This is a genomic window from Scytonema hofmannii PCC 7110 (assembly GCF_000346485.2).
Lineage (GTDB): Bacteria > Cyanobacteriota > Cyanobacteriia > Cyanobacteriales > Nostocaceae > Scytonema > Scytonema hofmannii.
Map to the genome: position 1 here is coordinate 61,676 of NZ_KQ976355.1, position 24,157 is coordinate 85,832.

Genomic DNA, 24,157 nt, shown 5'->3' on the forward strand with positions numbered 1-24,157 from the left:
CGCTCTTACCGATTCACCGTCCCCACACAGAAATACTCATAATCTGGATTCAACTGCTAGATAGCATGGAACTGAGAAACTGGATGAAACCCAAAGTCATCCGGTATATATTTGTGTGCCGCTCAAAATCTGAATTTTGTCAATCTTAAAATTAATTAAAGGAATTTCATGACTCAACAACTAATCGTTCAAGATTTGGTGATTGTCGTTGCTGCCAAAAACCATTCCCCTTCGATTCTGAACCCAGACTTCCTCAAGTGCAGTGGTATTGTTCCTCAAGATTGGAATTTGGCAAGACAGCCAATTTACACCAACAATGCGGCTCAGGTAATATTCACTAATGGAATTAGCATTATTGCCGAACCAAATCGAGTGATTTTCATGGAACCCATTGGCGACAAAACAATGTCAGAATTGAACATTGCAGAAATTGCTCGCAAATACGTACAAACCCTACCCAACGTAGAATATGAAGCTGTAGGTATCAATCCCAGAGGCTACGTTTCTTTTGCAAGCTCTCCAGATGCGGCTCGCCTCTACATGGCAGAAACTCTACTATCGCCCGGTGCTTGGCAAGAGTCAGGAGATTCCCCCATGCGAGCTTCACTCAACTTAGTTTACAAATTCCAACGCGCTCCTTTCTATCTAGGCATCACTGAAGCCGCGTTGCGTAATGAAGACGAAACAAGCACTCCAATTGTCATGTTTTCTGGCAGTTTTAGCTACGAGTTGAGTGGTGAAAATGGAGCAGAAAAAATTAGCAACTTGCATAACTGCATTGAAAACTGGCAAACTGACTTAAATACTTACTCTGATATCATTAATCACAAATTTTTGAAGAAAATATCTTCTAGCTTAAGAGTAGCTTCTGATGACTCTACAGTTTCCGTTCCGGCTACAGTTCCCGATTTATTTACTATGAGTGCTGCCACAATAGCCTAAGAATATAAATATTATTCCAGCTACTGCAAGAATACGGAAACCGTAAATAAGCAGTGCTGGATATTTTTCTAATTAAATAATCAGCCAGCATCGTGATGGACAACGTTCGGCAGCTTCTTCCACCCTTTACCTTAAATCTGGTCTTATATTTTTAGTTGCATATTGTATAAATTTGCATAAGTACCATCACTGCGATTAACTCTTCATGCGTTCCTTGTTCATCAATTCCGTTATCCGTTAACACAACAATTCTTTGTGCGTTTCTGACTGTTGACAAACGATGGGCTATGACAAGTGTTGTGCGGTTGTCGGTTAACTTCTCCAATGAATCTTGAATGGCCTTTTCACTTTCATTATCCAGATTGCTCGTTGCTAAATCTAGACAAGAAAAAGATTGGGCAGAAGTTGAAGAAGTCGTTAACGCACTGGGGAAATGGTAATAGTATTCTTGAGGTCTAAGACTACTAAGGTGCTTACGCTTATAAGAGGTTAAGCCGAGATATGGACGAAAACAGAAATAGGGGCTTTAAATACTTTATTTTCCTTCACTTACAATAACATGGAGGGGAAAGTGACGAAGACAGTGTCGGCCAAACTGTCATGAGCCGCCACGTAACGGCTAAAAGTCTTACTATGCAAGGGTTATCGTCTTCACAGTTAACTTTACATTGGTATTGTAAACACCTTCCACAGCTACTAACAGTATTTTCACGCATTCAACTGCCAACCTCACAACCAAATTAAGTATACTCAACGTTGTGATACAGATAACCAATAAGCCATTATGCAATCAGGAGCTTGTAACAAAAATAACACTCCCAATTGCTTGCTGTGTCATCTACCCAAACTCTCTATGGCTCAAATTCTCCAATTCGGGAATCGCACAATTACAGAAGCAGAGGTTTTTCGCCTGCTAGCTGAGTACCAAATGCTACCCCAGTTATGTCGCTCCATGATTATCGACTCTGCTATTGCTCCTGTCACACTGACTGTGGAAGAGAGAAAGAGCGCCATAGAGCAGTTCTACCAGAAGAACCAAATTACCACACCTGACCTACTCCAAACAAAGTTGCTAACTTATGGGATGACAACCGAGCAACTCGAAGCACTAGCAACAAAAGAACTTAGGATTGAGAAATTCAAAATTGCCACATGGGGAGCGAAGATTGAATCCATATTTCTCAATAACAAATCCCAATTAGACAGAGTTGTCTATTCCCTCATCCGCACTCCTTCCATGGAAGTTGCTCAGGAACTCTTCTTTCGCATACTAGCAGGAGAACAGACCTTTGCTGAATGTGCTAAAGAATACTCACAAGGTGCAGAAGCACAAACAGGAGGATTGCTAGGTCCGGTTCCCCTGTCACAACCCCATCCTACCATCGCCAAATTGCTTTCCACCTCCCAACCGGGAGAACTGCTACCACCAACCAAGTTAGGAGAATGGGTAGTCATCCTGCGATTGGAGAAATTTATCAGCGCCCAGTTGGACGATGCCATGCGTGCGTTTTTGCTCAATCAGATGTTTGAGACAATGCTTGCAGAAGCCATTCGCAATGCCCCATTGTCGCTTCGCTCCGATGAGGAGATAAGGAGATGGGGAGATGAGGAGATGGAGAGATTGGGAGATGGGGAGAGTTCTACCACCTCGGCCACTACGCACCTCACCACCTCACCACCTCACTACCTTACCCCCTCTTCAAAGCGATGACATCCAGCACGACTACTATTATTGATTTTCTCGCTCAACACCACCCCTTCAACCAGCTGGATGTCAGGACTGTTGAACGCATCGCCTCTAAACTCCAACCACTACGCTATCGCATGGGGCAAGCCATCTTTGTGCGAGAGACGATGCCCGATAAAATTGTCATTATCTACTCAGGTGGAGCGCGTCTTATCGGTTACGCACCCGGAGCTAAAGTTCCAGAAACACTGCAATCGTTGAAATCAGGAGCACTCTTGGGTGCTGCCAGCTTGGTGAGAGGTGTTGCAAGTGAAACTGCAATCTCCTCTGGTGAAACCCTCTGTCTTACCCTAAGTGCAGCCGATTTTCGAGAACTTTTAGAACTTGAATCAGTCTTAAGAGATACATATAGCAATCACTGTTCCCTAATTGAAGTGTATGACCTCTTGGGTGCAGAACTAGAAAGAAGGGCTAAGGGGAATGTCAATCTCAAAGAACTGGCAATTCAGCATCACGCATCAGCTACTGTCCTCAACTTGCCCCCAGGCACAACGCCACTTCAACAGCTAGACCCCAATTTCCTATGGCTGGTAAGTGGCGGTAGTTCCAATTATGCTGTAGGCTGTAGCCTCAACTCCCATGACCCACAAGCATATATTAAAGTAGAAGCTGACAAACCAGTTCGTCTCATTGGTTTGCGGGAACTAACAATATCAGGGGACACTGTTTCCCCTTCCCCTCACTCTCTCACTCCCTCACTCCCTCCCTCCGGATTGTGGCAAGATGTACCTTACGCTCCAGAACGCCCGGAGGAACCAGAAGAACCAAGTCCCCAATCGGTCAAATACCCTCACGTTCGTGGCAGGGGTCCGGTGGATGCATCCGTTGCCTGCTTCCAGATGTTAGCTCAATACTGGGGAATGCCGTTCAAGCGAGATGTCATCAAACGTGCCTTGGTCAACAACTTTCAGCGCACGGGTGGCATTTCCATTCAACTGTGTGGTGCGCTCTCCGAACTGATGGGACTCACCTCCCAACTGGTACAAGTTCCAGCCCTCAGTGTCAGTCGCCTACCAGTACCAGCACTCCTTCCCTGGCAGGACAGTTTCGCCATTCTCTACAAAGCCACTTCTAAAGAATTGGTTTTGGCAATACCAGAACAGGGCATCAGACGTTTAAACCCCACAGCATTTGCCGATATTTGGGGGGAAGAAGGTCAAGTACTACTGCTGCAACCCACAAAAGAAACGCCCAAAAGTCGCTTTGGTTTGAGTTGGTTTCTTCCTGCTATCAAAAAACATCGTACAGTACTTATCGAAGTTTTTATTGCTTCCTTATTTGTACAACTCTTGGGACTGGCTAACCCCCTCATTACCCAAGTCATCATTGATAAAGTTATCATCCAAAACGGTGTCAATACCCTCCATGTGTTGGGATTTCTATTGATAGCAATGGCTGTAGTGGAAGGGGTTATTACTTGGCTGAGAACCAACCTCTTTGTCGATACCACCAACCGCATCGACTTAAGTTTGGGTTCGGAGGTGATTGACCACCTGTTGCGCTTGCCCCTACGTTATTTCGAGAAGCGCCCTGTCGGTGAAATCTCTAGCCGCATCAACGAACTGGAGAACATCCGCTCCTTCCTTACGGGAACTGCCCTAACCGTAGTCTTGGATGCTATCTTCTCTGTCATCTACATTGCGGTGATGGTCATCTACAGCTGGTTGCTCACTATCGTAGCACTTGCAACAGTACCCCTATTTGCCCTGCTCACATATATCTTTGCTCCCATCATCCGCAGCCAAACCAGAACCAAAGCAGAACGCAATGCCGAAACTCAATCCTATCTTGTGGAGGTAGTATCTGGCATTCAAACTGTCAAAGCACAGAACATCGAACTCAATTCCCGATGGCAGTGGCAAACCCGTTACGCACGTTACATTAGTGCTTCTTTTGAGAACGTGCTGACGAGCAATACCGCAAGTTCCCTCAGTAACTTCCTCAACAAACTCTCTAGCTTACTGTTGCTGTGGGTTGGTGCTTTTCTAGTACTTGAAGGTCAACTCACTTTGGGAGAATTAATCGCATTTCGTATTATTGCAGGTTATGTCACCAGTCCTTTGTTACGATTGATACAACTGTGGCAGAACTTCCAAGAAACGGCATTATCCCTAGAACGGCTTGCTGATATTCTAGATAATCCTACTGAAAGCGAGATAGCAGGGCGTAACAATATTCCAATGCCAGCAATGACTGGAGCTATCAAGTACGAAAATGTGACCTTCAGCTTTAGCAAGAGTCCCAATCCCCAATTGGTCAATATCAATCTAGATATTAGTGCTGGTACTTTTGTTGGAGTGGTGGGACCTAGTGGTGCTGGCAAAAGTACGCTCACCAAACTCATACCCCGCTTGTACGAACTCGATTCCGGTCGGATTAAAATTGACGGCTACGACATCAATAAGGTCGAACTTTACTCCTTACGCCGTCAAATTGGCATGGTGCTGCAAGATACCTTACTCTTCGATACGACAGTACAAGAAAATATTGCCCTAACTATGCCAGATGCCACTCCAGAAGAGATTGTAGAAGCAGCCAAGATTGCTTGCGCTCATGACTTTATCATGAATTTACCCAACGGTTATGAAACCCGTGTTGGGGAGAGGGGTTCTGCTCTATCCGGTGGACAGAGACAACGGATTGCGATCGCTCGTACAGTACTGCAAAACCCACCATTATTGATTCTAGATGAAGCGACCAGTGCTTTGGATTACGACACCGAACGCCAAGTGTGCTTGAATCTAGCACAAGCATTCAAGGGAAGAACAGTATTTTTCATCACCCATCGTCTTGCTACTATCCGTAGTGCCGATGTCATTTTGATGATGAGTCAGGGTTCGGTTGTGGAACAAGGAACCCATGCAGAACTGATGGCGATGATGGGACGTTACTACTGCTTGTACCAACAGCAAGAAGCACAAGGGTGATGGGGGATGTGGTTCTCCAAAGCTCGCGCTCAATTCAAAAGTCGAGCAGCAGTTGTCGCAACCACTCATTACCAACAACTAACAGGGTTCTTACTTATCACTGCTCGCGAATTATTAATTATTACTTATCGCATATATTACCTAACAACTGATTATGAGTATTAATAATGGAAATAGCAACGGCAACGGCAACGGCAACGGCAACGGCAATGGCAATGTTCGTTTACCTAAGTTAGCGCTCGCGAATATCCAACAATTAGAACAGAATACCAATAAGGAATCGACTATTGAACCGAAACCACCATCTACAGCACCGCGCTATATTCCTAAATTTGACCAACCCGTAATTCTTACTCAACCAAGGAAGTGGTCAAGAGCAATATTGTGGAGTTTGATGGCAGTCACTGCGGGTGCTATCATTTGGGCAAACGTAGCCAAGATTGAAGAAGCGGTTTCAGCCACAGGTAAGTTGGAGCCAACAGGTACTGTGAAAGAAGTACAAGCCCCTGTAGGTGGAGTGGTAAAACAAATCCATATAGAGGACGGACAGCACGTAAAGAGTGGAGAACGTCTCCTGAGTCTTGACCCTACAACAGCTTTAGCACAGCTTGCTTCTTTACAGAAAATACGTGTTTCTTTAGTTCAAGAAAACCAATTCTATCAATCCCAATTGCGCGGTGCTTCTTCTGGTGTTATCCCTTTAAAAATTCCAAACGAAATGATTGACCTGACCAAAAGTCGAGCAGCGTTAATTGCTGACAACCAAGTGTATCGCGCTCAATTGGATGGTTTGAGAGATCCCAATAGGTTAACAATAGAACAAAAAGAACGCCTGCAATCAAACCGATCCGAATTGAATGCTCGTGTTGCTGCAGCAAAGTTAGAAATTGTCCAATTGCAGCACCAAAGACAACAAGCTGAAATTAAACAAGCTTCCACTATTGATACCTTGGCAATGAACAAAGGCATTTTGAATAGTGTCACTCCATTGATGCAAGATGGAGCGATTTCCAAAATTCAATACTTTAAACAGCAACAAGAAGTGAGAAACGGTCAGTCCGAAATCGACCAACTCGTTCAGGAACGAGCGCGTTTAAATTCAGCTATTTTTCAAGCACAAGCCAAGCTACAAAACACAATCGCTCTCTCTCGTCAAGATTGGCTACAGCAGATTGCAGATAACAACAAACGCATTGCAGAAATTGACTCTCAGTTAACTAAAGCCATAGTTGAGAATCACAAAAAGATAGCAGAAATTGATTCTCAACTGAGTCAAACTCAGATGAATTTGAAATATCAAGAAATCAAATCCCCGGTAGCTGGTACAATTTTTGAGATCAAGGCGCACACTCCAGGATTTGTTGTCACTTCTAGCGAACCAATTCTTAAGGTTGTTCCTGATGATGCACTTATCGCCAAGGTATATATCACCAACAAAGATATTGGTTTTGTCTTTGAGGGAATGACAGTGGATGTGCGAATTGACTCGTTCCCCTTTAGTGAATTTGGCGATATCAAAGGTCAACTCATTTCGATTGGCTCTGATGCTTTGCCACCAGACCAAATTTATCCGTACTACAGATTTCCCGCTAAAGTCCGATTGTCACAACAGTCGCTTTTAGCGAACGGACGCAAAATACAACTGCAATCGGGGATGTCGGTCAGTACCAATATTAAGATTAGGGAGCGCACGGTCATGAGCATTTTTACTGATATGTTTAGCTCCAGTGTGGAGAGCCTCAAGACCGTGCGGTAGGTAAAAGCTCTGGCTAATTGCTAATAAGAGAGAGCAAGCTTAGTTTTCATTTCTTCTTTTTTTAAGTGGCGAGGTTTCCCCGTATTTTGGTCTATTATTGCGTTTGACCATTTGATGCCATTTTCATCGCATTGCTTCCTCAGGCTAGCAACTGTCACTTTTGGTTGTTTTGTACGCTTTAGCGATGTTTTCTGTGAGACAGCAAATGTCTTCTTGGCAGTTGTAATGATTTCGTCAGGTTGCAGTAATGGTTGAACATTTGTTTGTGATTCGGAATTGGCTGGATGATATAACATTTCAATGTCAGCTTTTTCTATTAATGGTGTGGCTGAAACATCTGCAACTATCTTAGGGCTTAGGTTGACAATCTTTTCACCGATTTTTGAAAACTCAACAGATGCTCCCAGTACAAATTGCCAAATTAAGAATGTAGAGAATGTGTAGATTACTACTGTTAAAAGTGCGGTCAAAATTGCTTGTAAGTTCATTGTCTTTTTCTTTGGATTGATAATACTGGATGAATGATGTAGCGAGGTTCCAGCTTTTTTCTACCCTATTTGAGCGTAGCTCTTATTTATAATAATGCTTATTGACAATCTACAATTAAAATCACCTCAGCCATAACAGGAACGACTTATCTGATATTTGCGTCGTCTGTGCAAGTAGAATTCCCTTGATATATATGTTGTTACACAAAAATCTCTACAATCGTGAAGTTAGTTATAAGCGCGTCTTCTCTTGGCTCAAGCCATTTTAGCGTAGCAAGCGTGGTGTTGTTTTGAAGTTAATACCATTGAAGGAATCGCTTAATGAGGCGGGGAAGAAATACAAGCAAGCCCTCTTGGAGTTGGTAATTGAGCAGGAATAGGTAGGAAAGTAGTAGTATAGCGATCGCATTCCTAGATCTAGAGCAAAATGAGTCTTGAAGAATGTCTTCCCGAATTGATTGCGAAAAATGTTGCTTTGCTTGCAGAAGCTTTTGATGAGATGAATTCGCATTGGAGAAACTGTGGATTGGGGAGCGTTCCATTCGTCAATAATTAATAATATTATCTTCCATATCTAGTTAAGATCGATTGTTTAAAAAAACATTTATATTTATCTCGAAAAATATAAAGCAAAATCAATAGGTTTTATATTTATTGTTTAAGTTGATAGCAATGCGCGTGTGTCATATTCGTTTATTTTCTGTTTAGAAAAGGTGATAAAGTATAGTGCTGTTGTATATAAACTCGCTAACCATTCTATATATGACCAATGGAGCTACAAAGACGCCATAAATTATATTCATCAAAAGTTCGTATAAGAGATATCCAACCTGAACTGGTTTTGAGGCTATGAGAAAAAAAAATCCCGTTCTGAAGTCCATCTTATGTTCTTTTCTTGCTAGCCCTCCCCACGGTATGACGGCTACCAAATACCCAACAATATAGGGATTGTAGTCCCATTTGTTGTAGAGAATCAATCCAGCCCCTACTGTAAATAGGAATAGGGAGTAAAGACCTCTGTTCACTAATGTCCAGATGATAACTAAGCTTCTTTTGAGCAAATGGTTTCTGAGATTAATCTTTTCTTGTGGGCTTAGAGAATTCAAGTTAATGTTCATTTTTTTCTGATTTTTGTTTGTGGATGTAGAGTTTGTATTATTAGTTAACCTGTACCTGTAATAGGCGATTGTCAGCAGTCCTAATCAAGAATACAAACTTAGTTTTTGGATTTGTTTGATGTTGAATTCTCAATGGTTATATCTTTAATGGCTGTTAGCACCTGTGTGCTGTTTACCTTGATTTAACCTGTGTTTAAATTCTGTTGGCGTCTTCAATTGTGCTAACAATGTTTTCTCCAGCAGCAGCTTGTGTATAGTTTTCAGCTTTCTGCTGGGAAATGATATTGAACACATTAGCTATGCTGGCTATATTTTTGCCAATGTTTACATACGTGGTTTTCTTTTCTACTTCGTTTCAGTCTATTTTACTCTCATATGCTAAAATAATTTTTGAAGATTCAATATAGACCTTTTTTGGTTATAGATCGCTGTCTTTACAGAAAGTTCACGCATTGTCTTTCTCTGGTCTAAGGTTTACAAGAACAGTGCAACATTAGGGAGCGTATTTGTTTCGTTGATAAAAAAAAGATGATGAATTCTGGCTTTGCTTGTTCTGATTTCTTATTTTCAACCTTTTGAGCGAGAGTTTGGTGGGGTGTTAAGTTCAATATAATTAGGATGATTGTTAATAGCTTTTGCACCATTTTATTCCTTGTATTGATAAAGCTTTATTGTGAGTGAAGCCTTGAAAAAAAAGGGTGGATTTTTAGATCCAACCAAAGTTCTATTGACAACACTCGCAGGCGTGTGGTGATGCTTGAGCATTCGATGGGATTTTCTACTATGTTTTCGCGCCTTGCTTATGAAATCAGGGCGTAGCCCAGGCTCGTTGTCCTAAAATTAATTGGAGAGTCAGGATTATTTTGTTTTCGCTTTTGTTTTTCTAGTCCTCTCGGGATTCATTTTGAACCTGACGTGCTTTCCTACTGTGACCTCAGCAAAGCCGCTGACATCTACACCTTCTTTATGAGCATCTAAAATTTTCTTTTTGTCGGCTTCATACTTAATCTTCTCAACTTTATATTCGTCAGGAAACTCTTCTAATGACGGATCTACTGTTGGAACAACTTTTGGAGGATTATCTTGAATCTCGAATGCCCTTTCTTCCCCCAGGTTGAGGTCAGGGAGCAATCCAACTTCATTTAACTTTAGAATCCCTTGTTTGATTTCTTCTAGTTGCCTCACTTTTCTAGCTATAACCTTATCGTACATTTCTGAAATTCTATCTTTCTTGCATTTCCAATCTTCGATTTCTACCTGAAGACCTTCTGCAACCCACACAATGCCATCAATTTTCCTGGGAATGGCTTCTTGAACCGAAAATAGTTGTTGGATTATTTCTTCAACAGCACCTTCAGAGTCTGAAGCTTCTTCTAGTTGAGACCACAGTTTGCTTGCTTCCAGACAAAGTTCTCTTAGTGAAAGTTTCGTAATGTCTCTTGCGAGTGCTTCTGTGTTAGGCTCAGTCGCTGTTTCAGCTACAGTTAGCGCGAGTTCGGTTTTGTCAATTGCTTGTGTCATGGTATTTTTGGGTTTTTGCATTTTAATAGGCGCTTGGAGTGACTGGGTTCACACCAAGTCACTCCAAGCTGATTTACGGAAATGGATAATCTTAGTAGCTGCTATGACCTAAGTGGAAATAGTCGTTGCGTTCTTGTGTCCAGTTTGCTTCTAGTTCCAAGTATTCCTCTTCTGTTAGAGGGACTTCCAACTTATTACCTACTGTTGTGACTTTTGTTCCTGAAAGAAGGATTGGTTGGGGCGGTGTTTGAGTGAGTCCTGTAGAAAGTGCTACCATTGCTTCATACCAAATGTGTTTTTTCCCCATTAGTCTCTAGCGCAACCAGAGTCTAAGGGGTTTTCAATTCTGTATGTGCGTAGCACTTTCTGGATATCTCTGGTGAGGTGGTGGAGATGTATTTTTAATAAGTAAGGAAAGCCGTTTAAATGCTGCCAGCGTATCTGCTATAACAAAAATCACTATCAGTACAAGCATTATGGCAGATGTGGAATTGAAGTTGATGCATCTTGGCGTGACGACTTTACCCAGTTTTTAAAAGATATGGGATCTGCACCTGAAGGAACAATTATATCGCGTATTGATACAGAAGGTGACTTTGCTCCTGGTAATTGTTTGTGGGTACAAAGAAAAGAGCGTTATCGTCAAATACATCTTTTAAAAAAGAAAGAATTACTTCTGACTCAAACTTTCCCCGAACCAATAGCGACAACTCGTGAGGTTAATCTTCCACCAAATATTATTCATGCAGTTATTAAAACTCATGCAGCTGGTGAAGCAAATATCAATAAACTTGCCACACAGTATAAAATTAGTACTCAAGATGCAATAAATATTATCCTGAATCATGGGGAAATTAATTCAGATCTCAAAATTTTCAAGCGATGTCTTTCAAGTTAGACACGGCAATTTTGGCGTGTTTAATAATGATTAAAGAGAAAGCCCCACCCAATTCTGGTGAGGCGATTCCGTAATGGAACTGAAACTGTTCCATGCTTGTAAGTTTGGCTTAACCACCCCAAAAAGCTTGTACTGCAATATTTCCAATCTCGAAATATACATACGCTAGGGTGCGCTCGCAACGTTGTGGTAGCAATCTTGTCTATAGATGCTGCCAAATTAAATGAAACTGTTATTAGAAGTTATTTAATTAAAAATCCTAAGTCATGCCCAATCTTGATAATATGTTTTTCCTTCTCATTAGCAAAATTATCAAATGAATTATTCCAACTCATGTCATCCATCATAAGTATCCCACCTTCGCGCAAAAATTTGTACGATTCATTGCATTCAAACCACTGACATTCGTAGGAGTGCTCACTATCATGGATGAAAAAATCAATTTCTCCCAGTCTCGCCAATAATTCTGGTAACTTTTCCTGGCTTTTTCCTAATGTTAAATCCCACCTTATCTTTAAATGCTCAGGAATAGCCCATCCAGGTTCCTGGTCTTTAGGAATCACAGCACCGCGCTTACCTTCCCAAAAAGTTCCATCGTCATAATCCACTCCGGCAACTTCAGGGAAGTCTAAAGAGTAAAGTTGCCCCTTTTGATTTTTCGCTAGTGCTAGCAATATAAAAGCTGTTGAAAACCCATTACAAACTCCTGTTTCAACAGCAGTCTCTGGCTTGAGTTTTCTAAGGATAGAATAAAGATAGATCCCTTCTTCAAAGCCAATATCTGCTAATTCGTAATCAGAACCCGCTAATGGACGTGCTAAGGAACTAGGTCGCGATCCAGGTCTTGTAAATAGAATGTTGGGCAATGCATTTGAATGGGGTACCCAAGCCGCTAATGCTGGGATTCCAACATCAAACACACCTCAAATTGGCGCGATCGCTCAATGGGACAAAAGCTCAATGTACCCCTTGGGTCATGTAGCTGTAGTAGAAAAGATAAATTCAGACGGAACCATCCTGATTTCTGAATCGAGTTACTCACCGAACATTGGCAGCAAGTGGGACTTTTTGTACAGAACCAGAACAATCTCTGCTAATGAACCTAGCAGGTTTATTCTCCCCTAACCGGGATAATTGATACGGCAGTGGCTCTGGGAAAATTTTCCCAGATCTTTAGGTGCATCGGCTTGCAATTATAATCACCTCGGCTCACAAAGGAGGGGTAGAGTTGACAAATTCGCCAACAGTGTCAAAGCGGCTATCCTCCGGTTCTAAATTTTTATTCCTCTCCAAACGAGGTCTGCACATCTCGCTAGATGCGGTCAGAAAGTTTTTAAAACGGACTGCTGTTACCACTGATATCTAGATTAAGGTATTAACCCTAAGCCAGTCTAGCGACAGACTGGCTTAGCTCTTTTATCGCGCTTGTTGAAGAAAAATTGGCGCTCCTTTGAACGTGAGGCTAACAGGTATTATTGAGAACCTCTATTTTGGATTACGCTTGCTTCTTTATTAGTGGGGCTAGAGCTTGAATGAGTAAAGCGCATGAACGAATTAAGATAGCTATAGCCAAAATGGTTTCTGTTTCAGTACCCCAAGACCACAATGGTATATTTCGTTCTACGTGAGTCGGTACAAGGATGGTTGGTTCGCCCGTTTGGATTGCCTGTTCGAGTTGAGATTGCATGATATTTCTCCCGTAAAAAATTTTGCTTTGGTATAAGGAGAAGCTTGTTAGCGCCAACTTTGCTTTCCATACTTTTAGAATGCCTAACCCAAACGGGCGAAAAATCCGCAGTTTCGGCTCATCCTTGCCACTGCTATCAAAAATGAGCCAAGATTGAACCTCAAAATTACTCCTGTAAAGTATATGTAGGAGAAGCGTCTCATTTTCATAAATCGGCTGGTACAGAATTCCGAAAAGCTAAAACTTGGATTAGTAGTTATTTAGGAATGTCTACACAAGCGAGAAGCACCCTATGGCGGTTACTCTCAAAGCATCGAAACAAGGTTTAGAAATTGTTGATAAAGCAAGACGAAAGAAAGGATGGAACGCAACAGCTCCTGCTTGGTATGATGCTGCCAATACTTCAGTTGCAACCCTAAAGCGGTTTAGGCGAAGGATACCAATTGATAGAGATGTATTTGTTGCTATTTGTAAAGCTGTCGGGATAAATAACTGGGAAGTCATTGTCGATGATACTCCAATGCTCCAAGCAGATTCTCGACCAGACTTTTTTTCCTATGATGATGCTTGGGTAGGTCGAGAGCAGCTAGTTAACGAACTAAGTACAAAGCTTCGTGGTTCGTGTCGTCTTTTGCTAATCCTGGGACTGACGGGCATTGGTAAAACTGCCTTGGCAGAAAAATTGGCAGTAGAAATGCAAGACTGGTTCGGGGAGAACTGGAAGAATAGGTTCAAGCGAGCTAATTTTGACTACCAGGAAAAAAGCACAGAATTTGCCAGTGTCGCTAAGCAATGGCTAGAGGAATGGGGAGAGCGAATTTTACCAGAGGAACATAAGCCAGAACTATTGTTGCAAAGGTTGGTGGCATACCTGCGGCAACATCAGGTGTTAGTGCTAATTGATTCTCTAGAAAGACTGCTGACAGAAAATAAGGAAGAAGGCTGGGGTGATTTTGCTGATGAGTGGTGGGAAAAGTTCTTTCTCAGCTTATTGTCAGTAGAATCGTGTCAAAGCCGATTAATCATCACGTCCCAGGATCGCCCAGTCAAGTTGGTAAACGACCGTTGGAGAAATTTCTGGCATCAAGTAGTTTTATATGGATTAACTGAATCCGAGCAGGCGGCATTGTTTAAGACAACGGGATTAGATGTCAGCGATGATTCACTAAATCAACCTCTGCTGATACGAATTGGTAGAGCCTATAAAGGTCATCCTCTAGTTTTGCGGGTAATTATCGGGGAAATTTGGAGTGAGCCTTTTAATGGGGATGTGCAGGCATATTGGAATGATGAACGTGAAAATACACGTCAAAAGATAGAAGATGTGGAAAAAGCTTTAGCAGAAGCAGAGCAAGGAAAAACTTTGGGAGATAAAGATGAATGGGAGCTACATAAACTTACCCGTCAAGTTCGAGAAAAAGTTAATAAACAACGTTTGCAAATAGCATTTCAAAGATTGGCAAGAGATGTCAAGGACGCTTATATCTTACTGTGCGCTGCTTCAGTTTATCGCGCTCCTGAAAAGGAAGAGTTTTGGCTGAAGCATTTAGTTTACTGGCTAAAACGTTTAGAAAAACAAGATTGTGCTAAAAACAGACAAGATAGAGCTTTAGAGGAACTGGGTAACCGTTTCTTGGTTGAAGAATCATTGAATCATAATAAGAAGCGTGTTCTTGGGCAGCACAATTTAATTCGTAGTTTGGCAATAGAACACCGTAATCTATTGCTAAAAAGTTTAAAAACTGATACTTAGTCGTATGGCTAATAATTTTAAAGAAGCAGGAATTTTACTTTTTGCTAGTTGGAATATCAATTTAGAAGAAGTTCCAATTGAGCAACTTGACCATTACATAGCAGTAGAAAACTTCCTCACAGAAAAAGATGAGCCACTGCAAGATGCTCCCCCAATTAAACAAGTGCGTGGCTACCTAGAAGCGTTTCATCACCTCTGCGAGGTAGAAGATTGGGAAAGAGGCAGTAAAGTCCTTTTTACTCGTCTTGATACTCCAAGCAAGGAAGAATTACACTGTCAACTACAAACTTGGGGCTATGATAGCGAACTGATTGGTTTGTACAATAAAATGTTGGGCAAATTAAGTCTCAATCAGGAAGTCGTTTTTTCAATAAGTCTAGGTAGGTCTTACTCGGCTTTAGCACTGTATCGCCAAGCAATTAAGTATTATCAACAAGGTTTAGCCATTGCACAAAAAATAGGCGATCGCAATAGGGAAGGGATAGCAATAGGCAATCTGGGGGTTGTTTACAGGTTGCTGGGAGACTATCACCAAGCGATTGACTATCAGCAGCAGCGCTTAATTCTTTCAAGAGCCAATGCCGATCGTGTTGGCGAAGCAAGTGTAATGGGGAATCTGGGCAATATCTACTATTCAAAAGGAAACTACCACCAAGCTATTGATTATTATCAGCAGTGGTTATCGATTACACGGGAGATTGACGACCACTCTGGGCAAGGTAGGGCACTTGGTGGTCTGGGAATTGTCTATAAGTCTTTAGGAGACTATCACCAAGCGATTGAGTATTACCATCAATCCTTAGCTATTGCACGGAAGATTGGTGAACGCAAAGCAGAAGGGAAAACCCTAGGTAATATAGGTATTGCTTACAAGCACTTGGGTTATTACGAGCGAGCAATTGAGTATTACCATCAATCCTTAGCCATCGCACGCGAAATTGGTGATCGGGTATTAGAAGCTAATACCTTAGGTAATATGGGCAGTGCTTGTAGAGAACAGGGCTACTACGAGCGAGCGATTGAGTATCAGTTGCAACGGTTAGCAATCGCACGGGAAATTGGCGATCGCGCTGGGGAAGGAATTTCGCTAGGGAATTTGGGAAATGCTTACTACTGTCTAGAAAGTTATGCTAAAGCGGTTAAGTATCAGCAACAGAGTTTAAATATCTCACGGGAAATTGGCGATCGCTACGGCGAGGCAAACTCATTGTTATGTTTGGGAATATGTTATCATTCGCTTACAGATTACCTCCAAGCAATAGATTATTGTCAGCAAGGTTTGACTATTGCACGATTGATTGGTAATCCCCACATTGAGGGAAGGGCACTTTGTTGCTTGGGAGGTACTTTCATAAAACTTGAGCAATATTCACAAGCCCAAGAAAATTTGCAAGAAGCACTGGAGATTTGCGGAGAAATTGGCGAGCAATACACTAAAGCTTATGCTTTCAGAAACTTGGCAGAACTGTATCAAAAATTAGGCGATCGCACTCGTGCCCTTGAGTACTGCAATCAGGCTTTAGCCATCGCTACAAAGTTAGGTATACCGCTAGCACAAGAGTGTCAGGGGTTGGAAAAACAATTATTGAGTGAGGAAGCATAGGGCTAAATTGAGATGGTTACTAACTTTAAAGAACTAGGTAATGTACTTTTCGCTAGTTGGAATATCAATTTAGATGAAGTTCCAATTGAGCAACTTGACCATTATATAGCAGTAGAAAATTACCTGACGGATGAGGATGAGGCACCACCTGATGCTGATAATTTAGAGGAAGTAAGTTTTTACTTACAAGCTTTTTATCATCTCAGCGAAGTGGAAGATTGGGAAAAAGCTAAGGCAATTGTTAGGATTCAACTTAGTACACCAACTAATGAAGAATTACACATTCAACTGGGAACTTGGGGTTACTACCAAGAGCAGATTGATCTGTGTAGTAGGCTCTTGGGCAAATTAGATACCAGAACAGATTCTACTTGTTTGAATACCTTGGGTATGGCTTATGACTCTCTAAGTAATTACCCTCAAGCCCTTCAATATTACGATCGGGATTTAATACTTGCAAGGGCAATCAATGACCGACGAGGAGAAGGGACAACATTAGGAAATTTAGGTAATGCTTACTATTCTTTGAATAATTATTCTCAAGCTATTGAATGCTTTCAGCAGGCTTTGCTGATTGCACAGGAAATTGGTGACCAACCAGGGCAAGGGAATGCTCTTGGAAATTTGGGTAATGCTTACGATTCTATAGGTAACTATGCCCAAGCAATTGAATACCACAATCAATCATTAACCATAGCGCAAGAAATTGGGGATCTTAAAGCGGAAGGAAGAGCGTTAGGGGGTCTAGGGTGCGCTTACCGCCATTTGAGTAATTATACTGAAGCTATTAAATGTCACCAACAGTATTTGGAGATTGCCCAGAAGATTAGCGATCGCGAAGCAGAAGGAATTGCGCTAGGAAATTTAGGCAACGTTTACGATAATCTAGGTAACCATACTCAAGCCATTAAGTATCATCAACAACATTTAGATATTTCAAGAGAAATCAAAAATCGCTGGCAAGAGGGGAATGCACTGGCGAATTTAGGTCTTGCTCATTATTCGCTTGGTAACTATTTCCAATCTATTAAATATCATCAACAAGCTTTAGAGATAGCGAGAGAAATCGGAGATCGTGAAGGCGAAGGGAATGCTTTTGGAAATTTAGGTCTTGTTTGCTACTCTCAATGTAATTATTCTCAGGCTATCGAATACCATCAGCAACATTTAGATATTTCAAGAGAAATTGGTAGTACTCAAGGAGAAGCAAACGGCATAGGAAATATTAGTAATACTTACTACTTTATGGGGGAGTACTTAAAAGCCCTTGAATATACTCAACAACATTTAGAAATTACTCGGCGAATTAGTGATTGTCGAGGAGAAGGAACGGCATTACTTAACTTAGGTAATATTTATGATGCTCTAGGAGAGGTTGATAAAGCAGTTCAGGCATATCATCAGAGTTTAGAAATTGCTAGACACATTGGGAATCGCGAGGAAGAAGGGAGGACGTTATGTAATTTGGGCATTACCATAGTCCAAATTGGTCAGTATACAGAAGCTTTGGAATATTTACAAACTGCTCTAAATATTGTTAGGGAAACTGGTGAGCGCCCTACTGAAGCCATCATTCTTTATAACTTGGTAGAAGTTTACCAGAAATTAGGTCATCAAAATATGGCTAAGGAGTCTTGCGATAAAGCTTTGAAAATTGCTACAGAGTTAAATTTACCAGATTTGCATGAATACCAAGAGTTAAAAGAAAAATTCTTCAGTTATAAAGTATAGGTTTGAATTAAGATGGCGATTAATTTACAAGATCCTGGGAAATTGCTTTGTGCAGAATGGAACATCAATTTAGATGAAATTCCAATGGATAAACTTGACCATTACATAGCAGTAGAAAACTTTCTCACGGAAGAAGATGAAATACTGCCAAAGGCTCTCCCAATTGAGCAAGTGCATGGCTACTTGGAAGCGTTTCACCATCTTTGTGAAGCGGAAGATTGGGAAAAAGCTAGCGAAATCACATTTCTTCGCCTCAATACTTCTACCAATGAAGAACTCCACCAGCAACTAGAAACTTGGAGTTACTATAGCGAACGTTTGAGCATATATAACCGTCTTGTAGGTAAGTTAAATCCTAATTTAAACGCTATTATTCTAAATCGTATCGGCGAAATTTATTTTTTCATCGGAGATAGTAATAAAGCTATAAATTATCATTCGCAAAGTTTAGCAATTGCACGAGAAATAGCCAACCCAATGATAGAGGAGTTAGCACTTGGTAGCATAGGGAATATTGCTCTGATTATTGGAGAATATAAAAAAGCAATTGAATTTTACCAGCAACGCTTAGCGTTAGCATGGAAAAGTAATGATAAATTAGGTGAACAAAATACATTATGGAACCTAGGAACTGTTTTCAGTATAATGCAAGATAGCAGAATAGCTATTAATTACTATAAGCACAGCTTAAAGATTGCAAGAAATATTAAATACAGCACAGGTGAAATTTTATCTTTGCAAAGTTTAGGCAATGCTTATATCTCAATTGATTATGAAAAAGCACTCGAATATTTAGAACAAAGTTTGCTACTTGCTAGAGAACATCAAGAAATAAAATTAGAAATCCAATCTTTAAGAAGTATAGGAATTTTTTACAGTGCTCTGGGAGAATACTGTCTAGCAATTAAATATCTAGAAGAAAGCTTGTTAATTGTTCGAGAAATTAAAGATCGTCGAGAGGAATCACGTGCTTTAGGAGTGCTAGCATTTGTCTATAATAGTAAAGGAAACTATGAGAAAGCAATCGAGTTTCATCAACAGAATTTAGCCCTTGCAAGAAAAATCCATGACCAACGCTTGGAAGGGCATTTTCTAGGCAGCATAGGAGAAGTTTACTACTCACTCAAAAATTATGCTAAAGCAATTGAGTATTTTGAAAATAGTTTGTCCATAGCTAAGGTTACGCAAGAGTCTTTAGGACAGGAGATACTCTGGAGAAATCTAGGAAATGTTTACTATTCTATGGAAAAATATGTGAAAGCAATCGATTGCTACAAGCAAAGTTTAACTATTTCACAAAAAATAGGTAACCGTCACAGTCAAGGAATCTCTCTGTACCTCTTAGGTGCTACTTTTATAGAACTTAATAACTTTTTAGAAGCTTTAGAGAATTTACAGGCAGCACTAGATGTTTGTAAACAAATTGGCAGTCATTCTACGGAAGCTTATGTTCTTTATAACTTGGCAAGACTTTATCAAGAGGTAGACAGACGTGAAACAAGTTTCGAGTATTGTAGTCAGGCTTTAGCCATTGCTAATAAATTAGGTATTACCCTAGCCAAAGATTGTCAAAATTTGAAAGAAAAATTATTGAATCAAACAATACAAAACTGAGTCAAAATGGCAAGCAACTTCAAAGAAACAGGAAAATTAATTTTTTTGAATTGGAATATCAATTTAGATGACGTTCCGCTTGAGCAACTTGACCATTATATAGCGGTTGAAAATTACCTTATGGATAATGATGAACCTCCCTTAGATGCGACAAATTTAGAGAAGGTGCGCGGTTATTTGGAAGCATTTTACCAACTTTGTGAAGTGGAAGACTGGTTAAGAGCCATTGCAATACTTGATATTCGCCTCGATACCCCTACTAATTACCAGTTGCAAATACTAATGCGAATTTGGGGCTACAATCAAGAACGCATTGAAATTTATAGCAGGCTTTTAGGCAAATTAAATTCTAGAGGGGAGTGTTTCTGCTATAACAATCTGGGTATCAGCTACCATGCGCTAGCGGATTATCATCAAGCTATTAAGTATCACCAGCAACATTTGGAAATTGCATATGAGGTTGGCGATCGCACTGAGATGGCGAAAGCATTAAGTGGTTTAGGTAACGCTTGTAATTCACTTGGGGACTATGCTCATGCCGTTAAATACCATCAGCAACATTTAGAAATTGCACGGGAGATTGACGATCGCAAAGGTATTGGGACAGCCTTAAGCAATCTGGGCAACGTCTGCTTTTATTTAGGCGCGTATCGTCAAGCTGTAGAGTACTACGAACAGCATTTAGAAATTGCACGGGAGAATGGTGAACATGAACGTGTTGGGCAGGTTTTGGGCAATCTGGGTAATGCCTATTATTCCCTTAAAGATTATCGTCAAGCAATTGAGCATTATCAGCAAAGTTTGGAAGTTGCAAAGCAAATTGGTAATTGTGAAAGTATGGGGAAAGCGCTCGGTGGTCTGGGCAATGCCTATAATGCTCTCGGAGACAATGCCCGTGCGATTGATTACCTTAACGAGGATTTAAGTATTGCACGGGAGAATGGCGATCGCGCAGGTGTGGGACGGGCATTGAACAATTTAGGAAATGCCTATTATTTGTTGGCAGATTACTCCCGTGCGAGAGAGTATTATCAGCAGCATTTGACAATAGCACGCGAAATCGGTAATCGCGCAGGTACTCAGAAGGCTCTGAACAATCTGGGCAATGCTTACTACTTACTAGGAAATTATCGCCAAGCGATTGAGTACCACCAGCAATGTTTAGAGATCGCACGGGAAATTGGTAATCGTGCTCCTATCGGCACGTCGTTAGGTAATTTGGGCGATGCCTACTATTCCTTAAAGGAGTATCACCAAGCGCTGGAGTACTATCAGCAGTGTTTAGTTATTGCACAGGAAATTCATGATAGTAAAGGTGAAGGGTATGCGCTGTGTAAACTAGGAAACACACTTACAGCGCTTAACCAGTATCCAGAGGCGCTGAAATCTTTGCAGACAGCGCTGGAGATTGGGAAAAAAATTGGTCATCTTTCTACTGAGGCTGAAGCACTCAAAAGTTTGGCTCATTTGCATCAGCAATCAGGCAATCATCTGCCAAGCGAGTAACAAAAGATGCGCCCGCCTTCGGCGGGCGATACGCGCCATCGCACCCAGATATGATGTTACTAAAATAAGCTCAATTGAATGTATTCTGGAGCTTGCTCAATTAAAGATTCATCTAAAAAATCATCCTCAAAATCATCGAAGTCTTCCTCCACATTTAGCCTTGATACATATTCAGAAATTTGTTGACTTGAATGAGCTGGCTGTGGTAGTAAAGTGACTATTTCTGCATCGATAAATGGAGAAGCTTCTCGCAGTCTATGTACTACTAATGTCCATTCTTCTGGTTTATCTTCTGATTGCAGAGATAACCAAGAGATTTCCAGTGCAGATTGGTTCCATCCAGGCTTTAATACTCTGTCACGTTGCCTTGAATTTGCGGGTCTTTTTGCAGATTGAGGGGAGCGACCAATTGAGTAAAAAGCAGAGCAAAATTCCGGGTTATGATAGATACCACTGTACCTATTAAACCCAGATATAGGACAAACATGAGCTACCAAACCATCACTGGAATATCGTAGTCTAGCTACACGCAGAAGCTGGGGATTTTTGCAAGGAAGAAGTTTGTTTTGATGCCAAAGATTATTTGGGTCTTTTGCCTCGTCTCCTGACACAAGTGTTAAAAGTGAAGGAAAGTCTTGACGGAGATTTTGATCGTCTAATAATAGTAGAGTTGGATTTTTTATTTCTAAATCCGCAAAAGCCCGCTCCACAAAGTTTTTTATCTGCTCTGAGGTGTAGTTTGAATTATACTTCTGCTCAAACATAGCTACCGTGAATAGACTTTCATCATATGGTATCCAAGTCGGTCCATAATCCCCCGGTAAACATACTTGCATTTGAGATGAATTATTTTCTGAAGGGATTTTGATAAGTAAAGGGATAACTACCTTGGTTTCTCCTCTGTTTCGGGCATTAAGACGGATTATCCGGATGCTAACTATATCAAGATTTTGTGGTAGTGATGTGTTATAAAATCCTGTATAAAAGGGTATGCCTAAAGGAAAATTTAACTGACGCATTAAATCTAAAATTGCATTTAAACACCTTGCTTTGTAAGCTTTATTTTGAGAATTTAACTGGTTTTTCTTACTTTGATAAGTTTTAACTTGTTTTTCATCGTTAGGGTCTATGGGAGCAAAGTCTTCTGGATTAATATATTCCCTTTCTGGCTGTAAAAATTGGCTTACCCAATTTGCATAAGCGTGTCCCCAACGAATTGCTGCTTTTGGGTCAGTTAACCTTTTCCGTTTCTCAAAGTTGCGGTAATTAACTAACTCAATAATAATACCTCGTTTTTCGTTACTAGGTTTGGGCTGCATCGCCAGTTGGCGTTCTATTAGCCTAGCTCTGTTTTTGCTAGCAGCTGCTTGGGCTTTACTAGAATAAGAACCACCTAAAGATAAAGGAGACAGCAATTCATTAGGCAAGGGAGTTTTATCTATCTTTAATAAATAGCTTTCTCCTAAATAGTTGGTAAATTTGCAAGTTTCATTGTCTATTTCTTGAATAGTACCTTGTACTTGTTTACTTTCTAAAAATTCTCTCAACACCTCTAACAGAAAATCTGCTGAATTAGATGAAATTTTAATACGGTAAACTTGCTCGCTAGTAATAGTTGGTTGATTGGATGTTATTTTAGGTTTAGGAAGTTGCCGTTTTCTGCTAGCACTAAAATCTATCTTGTTGATAATTGGTGCTGCCACTACTCCTGGTGGTAAAGCTGTTGTTAATCTTTCAAATAACTCGAATCTATCGGCTGGTTCCAGCCCTACTCCTACTGGGTGAGAACCTAGCCGTGTTCTGTGTGATAGCAAATATTGTGGTGCGTATTTTTCGGGGTCACTTAAGAATTGCATTGGTTCTGGGATATCAATATGAGGAGCTATCATCGCCAAAATTTTGTCCATTCTCCCTTTCCAAGTAACCGTGTCGTATCGTATTAACTTAAGGTTTATGAGAGTAGTTTCTCGTTTCAAAGTTGGGTCAGAATTTGGCTTGAGCCATCCCAGATTTTCCATTGCAACATAAACACTGCTATCTTCTCCTTTTGGTAAGTAAATTTTTTGTCTTGCACCTGGAAGTGCTTTGTTTTCTGGATTATCCCAAGCAATCATGGGTTTAGAAATATAACGTCTAATGCCTGCTTGAAATAGTAACAAGTAGGGAGTTTTACCGTTAGGAGGAGCAATATAAAACTTTAAGTAATATGAATATCTAGCTACTTGTTCAGGTTTATTGGGGAATGAGTATTCAATAGGAGGCCAGGTTACTAGGTAAGCTTCTTCCCTAGTAGAGGGAGACACTACTAGAGGCCAGTATTCCTCATGACCATTAGCATTACTTAAACCTAACTGAAATCCCTTTCTTGTTAGCCAACGTGCTATTAGTTCAGGCAATACAACTTGCATAACATTAAAGGGAGCTTTTTTTAAATCTATGTGTTCCCAACTTAATTCGGCACGGCCTGACTCCATCTCAGCCAAGACAGATTTTACAACTTTATGGTCATAATTGAATAACAACCAATTTTTTATAATTTCCCAAAATTGGTTTAAATCGATTAAATCACTATAAGTATGAACAATTACCCAATACTCTGGTCTCTCTTCTGGAATGCGAGAAAAGGAGTTAGGAAAAAGGTAAATGATATCAGAGGCACAACCTCTCAAAACTGCGTAAAGACTGAGTATGGGAGGAGTATGGTCTACACTTGCTAAACCTTTTATAATATCTATCCAAGTCACTGGCAGCCTTAATCCACAAACTTCCCCCATAACAGAAGGGTCAAAATTCTCGTCGAATAACCAAGCCAAAGTCTGTAGCCTGTCAATGGGAGGTAATTGTTTTTGTACTTGAGTCATTTTAT

19 protein-coding genes are annotated in these 24,157 nt (G+C 40.7%); 12 read left to right on the forward strand and 7 right to left on the reverse strand.

Annotated elements, in window-relative coordinates:
- The first annotated feature begins 168 nt into the window (after window positions 1–168).
- Window positions 169–942, forward strand: a complete 774-nt coding sequence (locus WA1_RS49190) for a hypothetical protein (RefSeq protein WP_017741188.1) — start codon at window positions 169–171, stop codon at window positions 940–942.
- A 151-nt stretch (window positions 943–1,093) separates the two neighbouring features.
- Here WA1_RS49190 and WA1_RS54305 read toward each other — a convergent pair whose 3' ends face one another.
- On the reverse strand, window positions 1,094–1,267 hold the full coding sequence (locus WA1_RS54305) for a hypothetical protein (protein WP_201789251.1): 174 nt from the start codon (window positions 1,265–1,267) through the stop codon (window positions 1,094–1,096).
- A gap of 528 nt (window positions 1,268–1,795) precedes the next feature.
- Here WA1_RS54305 and WA1_RS49195 point away from each other — a divergent pair.
- Genes WA1_RS49195 through WA1_RS49205 form a run of 4 tightly spaced genes read left to right on the forward strand, consistent with a single transcriptional unit; the run spans window position 1,796 to window position 7,372 of the window.
- Window positions 1,796–2,653: a peptidylprolyl isomerase gene (locus WA1_RS49195; RefSeq protein ID WP_419183639.1), complete on the forward strand. Its 858-nt coding sequence runs from the start codon at window positions 1,796–1,798 to the stop codon at window positions 2,651–2,653.
- Complete coding sequence (locus WA1_RS49200) at window positions 2,650–5,616, forward strand: peptidase domain-containing ABC transporter (RefSeq protein ID WP_017741190.1); 2,967 nt, start codon at window positions 2,650–2,652, stop codon at window positions 5,614–5,616. Before WA1_RS49195 ends, WA1_RS49200 begins: the two co-directional genes overlap by 4 nt.
- Before the next feature lie 6 nt (window positions 5,617–5,622).
- A complete protein-coding gene (locus WA1_RS57900; protein ID WP_017741191.1) occupies window positions 5,623–5,781 on the forward strand; it encodes a hypothetical protein in 159 nt (52 codons plus the stop codon).
- Window positions 5,771–7,372, forward strand: coding sequence for a beta-barrel domain-containing protein (locus WA1_RS49205; protein ID WP_017741192.1), 1,602 nt, complete (start codon window positions 5,771–5,773; stop codon window positions 7,370–7,372). The genes WA1_RS57900 and WA1_RS49205 overlap by 11 nt, the downstream gene beginning before the upstream one ends.
- 20 nt (window positions 7,373–7,392) lie before the next feature.
- On the opposite strand, the gene WA1_RS49210 is transcribed toward WA1_RS49205, so the two are convergent.
- From WA1_RS49210 to WA1_RS49225, 3 genes are all read right to left on the reverse strand, one after another.
- The gene (locus tag WA1_RS49210; RefSeq protein WP_017741193.1) at window positions 7,393–7,860 is read right to left on the reverse strand and encodes a hypothetical protein; all 468 of its coding nucleotides are present in this window, start codon (window positions 7,858–7,860) and stop codon (window positions 7,393–7,395) included.
- A gap of 1,976 nt (window positions 7,861–9,836) precedes the next feature.
- The gene (locus WA1_RS49220) at window positions 9,837–10,499 is read right to left on the reverse strand and encodes a siphovirus Gp157 family protein (protein ID WP_148663078.1); all 663 of its coding nucleotides are present in this window, start codon (window positions 10,497–10,499) and stop codon (window positions 9,837–9,839) included.
- 91 nt (window positions 10,500–10,590) lie between these two features.
- Window positions 10,591–10,806: a hypothetical protein gene (locus tag WA1_RS49225; RefSeq protein ID WP_017741198.1), complete on the reverse strand. Its 216-nt coding sequence runs from the start codon at window positions 10,804–10,806 to the stop codon at window positions 10,591–10,593.
- Window positions 10,807–11,040: 234 nt separating this feature from the next.
- On the opposite strand from WA1_RS49225, the gene WA1_RS61150 reads away from it, so the two are divergent.
- Window positions 11,041–11,397, forward strand: coding sequence for a hypothetical protein (locus WA1_RS61150; protein ID WP_017741199.1), 357 nt, complete (start codon window positions 11,041–11,043; stop codon window positions 11,395–11,397).
- Window positions 11,398–11,639: 242 nt separating this feature from the next.
- On the opposite strand, the gene WA1_RS54310 is transcribed toward WA1_RS61150, so the two are convergent.
- A complete protein-coding gene (locus WA1_RS54310) occupies window positions 11,640–12,263 on the reverse strand; it encodes a class I SAM-dependent methyltransferase (RefSeq protein ID WP_158516797.1) in 624 nt (207 codons plus the stop codon).
- Here WA1_RS54310 and WA1_RS49240 point away from each other — a divergent pair.
- Window positions 12,253–12,522 carry a CHAP domain-containing protein gene (locus WA1_RS49240; RefSeq protein WP_066613515.1) on the forward strand — a complete coding sequence of 90 codons (270 nt, stop codon included), beginning with the start codon at window positions 12,253–12,255 and terminating at the stop codon, window positions 12,520–12,522. The two genes, WA1_RS54310 and WA1_RS49240, sit on opposite strands and share 11 nt — an antisense overlap.
- Before the next feature lie 370 nt (window positions 12,523–12,892).
- Here WA1_RS49240 and WA1_RS49245 read toward each other — a convergent pair whose 3' ends face one another.
- Complete coding sequence (locus WA1_RS49245; protein ID WP_033336855.1) at window positions 12,893–13,084, reverse strand: hypothetical protein; 192 nt, start codon at window positions 13,082–13,084, stop codon at window positions 12,893–12,895.
- Between the two features lie 292 nt (window positions 13,085–13,376).
- On the opposite strand from WA1_RS49245, the gene WA1_RS49250 reads away from it, so the two are divergent.
- Genes WA1_RS49250 through WA1_RS49270 form a run of 5 tightly spaced genes read left to right on the forward strand, consistent with a single transcriptional unit; the run spans window position 13,377 to window position 21,291 of the window.
- On the forward strand, window positions 13,377–14,837 hold the full coding sequence (locus WA1_RS49250; RefSeq protein WP_017740914.1) for an AAA family ATPase: 1,461 nt from the start codon (window positions 13,377–13,379) through the stop codon (window positions 14,835–14,837).
- A 4-nt stretch (window positions 14,838–14,841) separates the two neighbouring features.
- Window positions 14,842–16,440, forward strand: a complete 1,599-nt coding sequence (locus WA1_RS49255) for a tetratricopeptide repeat protein (RefSeq protein ID WP_017740915.1) — start codon at window positions 14,842–14,844, stop codon at window positions 16,438–16,440.
- A gap of 12 nt (window positions 16,441–16,452) precedes the next feature.
- Window positions 16,453–18,171 (forward strand): tetratricopeptide repeat protein, encoded by a 1,719-nt coding sequence (locus tag WA1_RS49260; protein WP_066613518.1) that lies wholly within the window; start codon window positions 16,453–16,455, stop codon window positions 18,169–18,171.
- Window positions 18,172–18,183: 12 nt separating this feature from the next.
- Window positions 18,184–19,785 carry a tetratricopeptide repeat protein gene (locus WA1_RS49265; RefSeq protein WP_066613521.1) on the forward strand — a complete coding sequence of 534 codons (1,602 nt, stop codon included), beginning with the start codon at window positions 18,184–18,186 and terminating at the stop codon, window positions 19,783–19,785.
- A 6-nt stretch (window positions 19,786–19,791) separates the two neighbouring features.
- Window positions 19,792–21,291, forward strand: coding sequence for a tetratricopeptide repeat protein (locus WA1_RS49270; protein ID WP_066613523.1), 1,500 nt, complete (start codon window positions 19,792–19,794; stop codon window positions 21,289–21,291).
- 59 nt (window positions 21,292–21,350) lie between these two features.
- On the opposite strand, the gene WA1_RS49275 is transcribed toward WA1_RS49270, so the two are convergent.
- Entirely contained in the window at window positions 21,351–24,152 is a 2,802-nt protein-coding gene (locus WA1_RS49275) for a pPIWI_RE module domain-containing protein (RefSeq protein ID WP_017740919.1), read from the reverse strand.
- Window positions 24,153–24,157 lie beyond the last annotated feature (5 nt).

Coding starts and splice junctions, on each gene's coding strand:
- WA1_RS49195 (WP_419183639.1), top strand. CDS start 1,796: ATGGCTCAAATTCTCCAATTCGGGAATCGCACAATTACAGAAGCAGAG.
- WA1_RS49265 (WP_066613521.1), top strand. CDS start 18,184: ATGGCGATTAATTTACAAGATCCTGGGAAATTGCTTTGTGCAGAATGG.
- WA1_RS49275 (WP_017740919.1), bottom strand. CDS start 24,152: ATGACTCAAGTACAAAAACAATTACCTCCCATTGACAGGCTACAGACT.
- WA1_RS49250 (WP_017740914.1), top strand. CDS start 13,377: ATGGCGGTTACTCTCAAAGCATCGAAACAAGGTTTAGAAATTGTTGAT.
- WA1_RS49245 (WP_033336855.1), bottom strand. CDS start 13,084: ATGCAATCTCAACTCGAACAGGCAATCCAAACGGGCGAACCAACCATC.
- WA1_RS61150 (WP_017741199.1), top strand. CDS start 11,041: ATGGGATCTGCACCTGAAGGAACAATTATATCGCGTATTGATACAGAA.
- WA1_RS49205 (WP_017741192.1), top strand. CDS start 5,771: ATGAGTATTAATAATGGAAATAGCAACGGCAACGGCAACGGCAACGGC.
- WA1_RS49270 (WP_066613523.1), top strand. CDS start 19,792: ATGGCAAGCAACTTCAAAGAAACAGGAAAATTAATTTTTTTGAATTGG.
- WA1_RS49240 (WP_066613515.1), top strand. CDS start 12,253: ATGTTGGGCAATGCATTTGAATGGGGTACCCAAGCCGCTAATGCTGGG.
- WA1_RS49200 (WP_017741190.1), top strand. CDS start 2,650: ATGACATCCAGCACGACTACTATTATTGATTTTCTCGCTCAACACCAC.
- WA1_RS49210 (WP_017741193.1), bottom strand. CDS start 7,860: ATGAACTTACAAGCAATTTTGACCGCACTTTTAACAGTAGTAATCTAC.
- WA1_RS49255 (WP_017740915.1), top strand. CDS start 14,842: ATGGCTAATAATTTTAAAGAAGCAGGAATTTTACTTTTTGCTAGTTGG.
- WA1_RS49225 (WP_017741198.1), bottom strand. CDS start 10,806: ATGGGGAAAAAACACATTTGGTATGAAGCAATGGTAGCACTTTCTACA.
- WA1_RS49260 (WP_066613518.1), top strand. CDS start 16,453: ATGGTTACTAACTTTAAAGAACTAGGTAATGTACTTTTCGCTAGTTGG.
- WA1_RS57900 (WP_017741191.1), top strand. CDS start 5,623: ATGTGGTTCTCCAAAGCTCGCGCTCAATTCAAAAGTCGAGCAGCAGTT.
- WA1_RS49190 (WP_017741188.1), top strand. CDS start 169: ATGACTCAACAACTAATCGTTCAAGATTTGGTGATTGTCGTTGCTGCC.
- WA1_RS49220 (WP_148663078.1), bottom strand. CDS start 10,499: ATGACACAAGCAATTGACAAAACCGAACTCGCGCTAACTGTAGCTGAA.